Annotated in this window: 6 protein-coding genes; 3 read left to right on the forward strand and 3 right to left on the reverse strand. The window is 40.1% G+C overall.

Annotated elements, in window-relative coordinates; translation table 11 throughout:
• Positions 1–45: 45 nt before the first annotated feature.
• On the reverse strand, positions 46–1,413 hold the full coding sequence (locus KKB09_04970) for a hypothetical protein (GenBank protein MBU4300542.1): 1,368 nt from the start codon (positions 1,411–1,413) through the stop codon (positions 46–48).
• Between the two features lie 89 nt (positions 1,414–1,502).
• Between KKB09_04970 and KKB09_04975 the strand changes: the two genes are divergently transcribed.
• Positions 1,503–2,345: a DUF63 family protein gene (locus KKB09_04975; protein MBU4300543.1), complete on the forward strand. Its 843-nt coding sequence runs from the start codon at positions 1,503–1,505 to the stop codon at positions 2,343–2,345.
• Positions 2,346–2,376: 31 nt separating this feature from the next.
• Complete coding sequence (locus tag KKB09_04980; GenBank protein MBU4300544.1) at positions 2,377–2,676, forward strand: hypothetical protein; 300 nt, start codon at positions 2,377–2,379, stop codon at positions 2,674–2,676.
• 6 nt (positions 2,677–2,682) lie between these two features.
• On the opposite strand, the gene KKB09_04985 is transcribed toward KKB09_04980, so the two are convergent.
• Entirely contained in the window at positions 2,683–4,923 is a 2,241-nt protein-coding gene (locus tag KKB09_04985; GenBank protein MBU4300545.1) for a hypothetical protein, read from the reverse strand.
• A gap of 12 nt (positions 4,924–4,935) precedes the next feature.
• The gene (locus tag KKB09_04990) at positions 4,936–7,407 is read right to left on the reverse strand and encodes a hypothetical protein (GenBank protein MBU4300546.1); all 2,472 of its coding nucleotides are present in this window, start codon (positions 7,405–7,407) and stop codon (positions 4,936–4,938) included.
• A 115-nt stretch (positions 7,408–7,522) separates the two neighbouring features.
• Here KKB09_04990 and KKB09_04995 point away from each other — a divergent pair.
• Positions 7,523–7,883: IS481 family transposase (locus tag KKB09_04995; GenBank protein ID MBU4300547.1), on the forward strand; the 361-nt coding region annotated here is incomplete at its 3' end.

Below are 7,883 nucleotides of genomic sequence, written 5' to 3' on the forward strand. Positions count from 1 at the left end.
ATTTATGGTGCTGTGTATTTATATACTTTTACCACTTTAACTACTTTATGCGCGTCCCTTTATCGGTTTTGTTGTGATTTGCATGTCCCGCCGTATGTAATATGTGTAATCCGCAGTTGTGACAAACCTGAACGGCGAAAGGATTGTAACCCCTTCAGGTATTGTGAGGTCGCAGGGAATGATTGATGTTGTCTGTTTTTGGATTTGGAGCCTTGTTTTTAGATCTTCGAGCGCATCTATCAATTCAAGAAGAGTCATACTACAGACAGGATCATCTAGTTCGGGGGCGTTCATATTTCCCGGACAAAGATTAGTATCATAATCAATCACAAGTTGTTTTAGATTTTCCATACAGTACGGATTTGTAGGGTCTTTATACGGGCAGTTAGGGTCAAAACAAGAACATCGATATGCGTTAAGAGCCCCAATCACTAAAGCATCATCAGAAGCACCATATCCTTTTATGGTTTTAAAAAGAGCTAAATTTTCATTGATATTTTTTAATCCCGCACACCCCAATATTTTGTTTCCCCGTAATTCTATTTCTGAGGCAGTTAAAATATCAAGATTACTTACCTCCGCAATCCCTTCGCCAACATTTCTGACATTTAAGAAAACAGTCCATTCAGAATCCATTCGAGCAGGTATGGGCTGCGGCTCAGCAGGCGCAAAATTAACTGCAACCGGGCCGTAGCTTGCGATATTGTCGCCTACAAGAGTCATGTCTTTTTTAGTATATAATCGCTGTGCGACTTCAATAGGGTCTGCGAAATAAACGTATGTATTTGTAATCGCTTTTGCAGAATAAGCTGTCTGGAATTTGAATGTGCATTTGTGCGTCATTTCTGCGATTTTTTCGCTTGACGGGGCTTTCATCGCCCATTGGACTGTGTGGCTTTGGCCAGAAGGTATTTTTAAATAGCATGCAGTAACGGGTTTACCGGTAAATGTTTCTATAATTCCATTAATCATTACCGCGCCTATTGGATTTCCGCTATTGTCTTTTACAAGAGGTATTAGCGGAGCATCTAAATCAGGTGTTGCAGGATTTGCATATAACTGCACGCAGGTTGCGCCGGAAAGTATCTGGAAATCGGCATCTCTTACACCTGATTGTTTGCTGTTTGCATTGTATAATGACGGGCAGTGGTCTATCAGGAGATAATCGCCATTCCATTTTGGGTTGAGTTCTGCTTGAGAGCCTCGCGTATTTGCATCTTTATCTATCAATAGATATGTGCTTTCCTGGCCGACATTTTCAACTTCCATTCTGATAATTATTGCATCCTCTGGCTGCACAGTGTTTGCCGGAAAAATATCTATGCTTTTTATTTTCAGCATGTCTTTGCTCACTATCTGCGTTTTTGTTTTTCCGCTTTCAAGGCATCCTGCGGCAAATATTATGAATGCCAAAGTAACATACAATACAACAATGCCTTTTTTTTGCGATTTCTTTTCAGAAATATAAATCCCCTGCGTACTATATAGTCATTTGGATTATTATGCTTAATAACTTTTTTGAGACTGCCGGAAACTTTTTTGAAACCTATTTTTGGAACGGCATAAAATACGATACTGCCTATAACTGGATTGACACTCTTGCCTATTCACTCATCTTTGTCGGAGCCGCGTGGTTTCTCTACGGCCGGTTTTTCAAGGCGAAAAAGATTTCAATAAACCGCGAATTTATGATTGCTCTTGTCGGGTGGATATCTTTTGGAAGCGCTATGAGGGCTGCCGAAGACGCAAAAATATTTGAGACAATCTTTCTGGTTACGCCGTTCCACTATATTACGATATTTGCAATATCTCTTTCGGCGCTTCTTTTGGCTTTGCATTTCAACAAAAGAGTTCCTTACTGGAAAAGTTGGGGTTTGTTGGGATATTTTCTTGCTGTTTCTGTCATTTTTATGCTTCCGCTTAAAAAAGCCGACGGCGTCCTTCTAGTGCTTGGCGTCTGGCTTTTTTGGATTTTTATTTTTTGGGTTTTGCGAAAGCGTTTTTCCGGATTTTTGACTAACTGGAATATTGCCGCGCTTTCAGCCCAGATGTTTGATGCGTCATCGACATTCGTTGCTCTTACATTTTTTTCGAATTTCTGGGAAAAGCATATTCTTGGAAGCTCTGCAATGGCCTTTTTTGAGTCGCGAAACATTTTTCTGATATTCGGCTCCGCATCTTGGGTTATGTTTGCACTCAAGCTATTGGTAGTGCCCGCAGTTCTTTTTGCAATAGATAAATATGGAGAAACCGAAGACGAAAAGAAATTCATGAAGATGATAATCGTTCTATTGGGCATTGCAATCGGGTTTCGAAATACGCTTGAACTCGGGATGTTTGGATAACGTATATATAACAAGCAATGCAATTGTCTCTATGCTTCAGCTCATCGCATCAGTTCTTATCGATGCAATTGACGCATCCCCTATTGATGAACTTTCAGTTGTCGGGATTCCGGCAGTTGCTATTGCAGAAGGGCTCATAATATATTGGACAACAAAAAGCAAGGCGCTTGCAGTTACAGGTATGCTGGAAAGCGTAATCCCAGTTGTTGATATTATTCCATTTGCAACAATCTCATGGATAATCAAGCACGGAAAATTGATCGGAATAATCCTTTTGGCAGTGCTTATTGTTGTTATGTACTTGCTCGGATGGCTTGCGCTGCCGATTTGAGACCCCTTATTTCGGGCAGCTTGCATCCTTGCTCTCCGATGCTATGTCTACTCGAATTATTTTGTTAAGCCCAAAAGCTCCGCTGGTGTAATATATATTTCCCACGTAAATCTTTCTGTCGCTGAATAGTTCGGTGTTGTCCTCAGCATCATTGAATACATCTATCGTTTTTTCCGGTTTAAAGAACTCTAGATGGAACTCCACACCCGTATCTGAACTTACGCCCGTAAGAGTGTATGGTTCGCCGGTTACTTTTGTTTTAATATCTCCGGCAGTAATTTTATCATCGACACACCCGGCAATATTTACTTTTATCTCTTCACATTTTTTTTCTTCACTATTTAATGAGATACTTCCTTTGTATTTCAAATAGCACGCATATATTCGCTGTGCAAACGCATCAATGATAGCGATCTTTGTTTGCGGCGTTGTTTTCAGGGGGCTTATTGCCGATGCCCTTAAAACTTCAGCATCCTTTTTGCAGGTTTCAGCAATAGTCGGTCCCGGCTGCTTGACGCTAACAGACACAAGTTTGCTATATTCGAAGCGGTATTTTATATTTGACCGCACCAGAATCGTTGATGTTTGGCTGATGCTCTTTTTTTTGTCTTCTGAAAATCTGAATCTGCATCCGAACATGCGCATACCCGATTCGATTACAACCGGATCTCTACCTATCAGGTCTATTGGTAAGTATTTGATGTAATCATTTAAAGTGGCTTCTGCCGCTGTTCTGAAATCGTTGCGTTTTGTTATGTACTCATCTATTGCAATTCCGCGGTATTGTGAAAGATAATTTCCTGTCGCATCCCTTTCCGCATAAGTCAAACTGCAGGATTCATCAATTCGGGGGGTGCCATCCTCAAATGTATCTACCAGCTCAAGATCTTTTGGAATGTAGATTGTGACTGGCGGATTGTTTGCATTCGGCGTAAGTATTGCTTTGCCTGCATGCTCTAAAACAATGCCGAAGTATATTTTAAACACTTGCATATTGTTCGGGTCGTTGATGTTTCCTGCTACTGTAATCGGTATTGGCTGCTGGCGGTCTGTCCGCATTGTGACTTTAAACGGGCCGGCAGATGCAGTGGACAACTCGTTAACCCATACAAGCTTCTCGTTGCGCAGAAGATCTTCATAATAGTCTCTGGCAATTAGCTGCAGATTTAGTGTTGCATCAGCCTCGTAATTATAGGCTGTCTGCGTTTCTATTTTATATGTTCCCGGGCACTCTGGCGCACGGAACGAAATGCTGCCGTAGTATTTTTCAAGCGGTGCGATTTTGCCGACAAGAGTTTCATCCGAGCAATCATCACCAGTATATCCTTCACATGCGGGATCGCAAAAGATGCCCATAACTGAGCCGCAGGCATCTGTAAATGTGTTGCCGACGCTGTTTATTACGACCTTTGTGGCTTCTTTTGTTCCTTTATTTTCAAGCGAGAAGATAACATCAACAGATTCTTTGGGATATACTGTTTTGGGCAGCGGTTCAATGCTCATTATTTCAAGCGCTGCAGATGTCAGCCCCTGGTCGCGGGTTCCCTGCTCTGCGAATTGCTTCTCATACCATTTATTGGGATTCGTAAGCATCAGCCATGTGTTGTTTAGAGCCGCGTTTATTTCGGTGCCTATGCCTTCTGTGCTGAATCCAGTGGTTACGCTTAACTGCGTGCTGAAACTGTTGACTTGTTGCGTTATGGCCGCTCCCCAGCCAGATGCCGCAATCCAGCCGACCATGAGCAATGGAACCATCATGATTGCGCCGAATGCTGCGCCCTGCCTGCACGCATAAGCGAATAATGCGGTTACTATAAGCACCATTGTTGCAAGGACGCCGGATGCAAAGAAATATGCAGTAAGAAAAGAAAGCCCGAGGAACAAGACGATGTCCTTTGCAGCCATTGATGTTGAGATTGCTGCGGCGAACATAATGAATATAACCCGCCCCGACATGTCTGGAAGTGCATTGAGCAGTACTGCGAATAATGCAGCCACCCACGCAAGCAATGCGATGATGTTTACTATCTTCGGATCTTTTTGTTTGGTTGTGCTTCTGTTTACAGTTACGCTCCTTTCACTTTGAAGAGTTGCGCCGAAAATAACAATGAAAAATGTGATGAGCGCAAGCAAGTAGTTGAGATTGAATCCCAACACTCCGACAGAAAGAATTATATACAGAACTAACACTGCCAAAGCGACGATTCCTTTTACGTCGTCTGTGCTGGGTTCTTTTTTGTCCGTCATTTATTAACGCCCTCATTCGTCAAAGTATTTTTTTCTTGCTTTTTCGATTTCTTCCTGAGAAACACCTCTTTGATTTGCAAGCGATTCTTCTTCGGAAGGATAAAGCAGCTTCGTTTCATGCATAGTTTTTCCAGTTATTTGTTTTTGTTCTTCTTCCTTTTCCTCTTCTTCGGGCGGTGTTTCGCCTTTTGGCCCTTCCGGCGTAGGTGTTGGCGCACCATCCCCACCGACAGTATCATCAACTATTTTCTTTTCACCATCTCTTTCTTGCTTTCTTTCTATGAAATCAAGAATCATTGATATCAGTCCGATAATAGTTCCGATTATTGCAAAGGTCCAATATTCACCGCCGAAATCCCCGCCGCCGAAATTAATAAGAGCCCAGCTGAAAAGGAACATTCCAAGAACAAAGACCATGAATTTCGGGGCGATTTCAGTCCAGTTGAGTTCTTTGGATTTTAAGCCGATTGGTGATTTCAGCCAACTAAAACGTCGCTTTGTGTTTTTTCCGCAAGACGAGCATTCATAATAGTCTGGCGTATTACTATTGTTCCCATTATTATATCGTGCAAGGAATGTGGGTTGTCTACAGCGTGGGCATATATCGCGAACTCTTTTGCGATAGTCGGGGTCGTTGAGAAGACTATCACCGGACTTTTTGATAATTTCATTTTTTTCTTTTTCACTTAATTTGGATATTCTTTTGAATATTCGTTTGAAAAAGTCGCTAGTAGTATCTTTTTTTTGAGCCGTTCTACCAGAATAATCATTTACCGATTCGTTATAATCACATGCAGAGCACCGATATTCATAAAGTTCATTGTTAGTGTTATATCGCGCAAGAAGTGTGGCTTTTTTACATCGGGGGCAAATATTTCGGACTTCTTTTCTGTAGCTTTCATCTTTGATAAGATTGTTTTTTGATTTTTGAAAACGTTTTTTTATTGAGTCGATTAATGAACTTTCGCGTTTTTTTGCTGCGGATTCATCATACATGAACTGCAATATTAGGATGCCTTCAGAAGACCAGTAATCAATAAGTGAGAGATATTCTTTGTTCATTTCATCAACGAGCGAATTAACGAGTTCGATGGAGACCGTATTTGAATAAAGTCGGATTTCAAAATGAATGGTCTTCATTTTTATTATGTTAAGAATCAAAACCTTTCGCATAATTGCTTTAAAACGATCCATATCCTTTTTCATCAAGACCGGATTTGAAAAGCCATACCATTTTGAAGTAAACACATTGCTCGGCGTCAGATAGAAATATCCGTTGTTTTGAAGGTGTGTTATTGCAATTTTGGCAGTGCCTTTCAATTGGGTGTATTTGTCTTGATATATGATGCAGTTTCCTGCGCCGAATCCTTTGCCGCTATTTTTCCAAATATCTGATTGGTCTAGCCTTGATTTTGGGGTGTTTTCGGGTCTTGAGGCAGGTTTATAGAGCCTAAATATTTTTCCTTCTTCAGTTTCCGGATAAATTTCCTGCACGTCCATCGGACCTTTCAAGTCCCCTCTCCACGGTATCTTATCTATTTTCGCCTGTGATTTATCATAATTGAATGTCAATAGAACATAATTTAGATTTTCATTCATTTTAAAAATGTTTAATACAAATAAATTCTCTGTAAAATAATTTATTATATCGGTCAGGTAAGATGTTGTAATCATTTTAGATATTGTCGTCTTCACTATTCCTTTACCTCGCAATATGTCAACAATTTCATATCCTCGCAATTTTCTTTCAGACATTCCTAAGTTAATTAGATATGAAATGACTTCGGAAGGTATGTTTTCAAATACGAGACGAACCTCTATGTCCGGCTCTATTAGATATATTTTGGATGAATCTATGGAAAAATCTATTTTGCCTTTAAACGCACTTTTGACTTTTTCTGCAAATCCTTTGAACTCTGGATGTGCTTTATTATATATTATCAAAGAAGCTCTTTTCTTTCTTTTAATGGGAACTCCGGCGGATTCGAGCACTTTTTTTAAGTCATCATTACTCTTAAGCCAAGAATCATCATTTGCTTTTACGGAAGCCGATCCTCGCCATAAAGGGCGCGCCCTTTCGGTATCCCGATCAAGTGATTCGCGCGTTATGTTCTTTTCATAATCCTTCTCTGTTGAAAATTGTTCTGTTTCAAAAACATCATATGGCATCGGTTTCTCATTTAATAATTCATTTATCTTTGTATCATCAAAACCTCTTTGTTGAAGCTCCTGCCGTATATCGCCCCTAAAAGGATTATTTAGATCATTCTTCTTATACTTTTTAACGAGCCGTCTTGCCGCCACTTCATTAAATGCGTCACTTTGAGTAGGTCCTGGTTCCCAATAAGTGCTCCTAATTATGGTGGCCATCACGTTTTTTTCTTCTTCGGAGATGTTAAAATGACTATCACTGACATTACAATGCTCGCAAAGTCCATTCATGGGTATTTTATGCCCGCAAAGAGCGCAGTAATTATCTCCCATAAACCCACACGAAAAATCATTAATAATCTAATTTATCCGCGCGCGTTAATATAGATTTTCAGCGCGAAATCGTTATATATTATCCCGAATTAATTTCCACCCCATTATAGAATACATGAAAAAGCTGAATAACGAGAAGATTCGTTGGATCATAAGGCAGAAAGACAAACGTGCCATAAAAAACGCAGATATTTCATTTTCGCAGAAAGTAACTGTGCGAAGAATAAATCAGCTGTATTCAGAATACACGAAAACAGGCATTATGCCCGTTTTAAAGAAATGCGGAAGAAAACCAAAACTCCTTACTGAAGAGCAAAAGAAAATAATTGATGATATTCGTGACGAATATAAAGTCGGTCCTCTTGGATTGGAAAAAGTAATTCAAAGAAAGTATAATGTGCGTATTCCGCATAACGCAATATATAAACACTTGCTTAGCAAAGGACAAGTAATGGAAAATTCAAAGAAAAAGAAAC

The organism is Nanoarchaeota archaeon, from assembly GCA_018897155.1.
Lineage (GTDB): Archaea > EX4484-52 > EX4484-52 > EX4484-52 > LFW-46 > LFW-46.

Coding starts and splice junctions, on each gene's coding strand:
- KKB09_04985 (MBU4300545.1), bottom strand. CDS start 4,923: ATGACGGACAAAAAAGAACCCAGCACAGACGACGTAAAAGGAATCGTC.
- KKB09_04980 (MBU4300544.1), top strand. CDS start 2,377: ATGCTTCAGCTCATCGCATCAGTTCTTATCGATGCAATTGACGCATCC.
- KKB09_04990 (MBU4300546.1), bottom strand. CDS start 7,407: ATGGGAGATAATTACTGCGCTCTTTGCGGGCATAAAATACCCATGAAT.
- KKB09_04975 (MBU4300543.1), top strand. CDS start 1,503: ATGCTTAATAACTTTTTTGAGACTGCCGGAAACTTTTTTGAAACCTAT.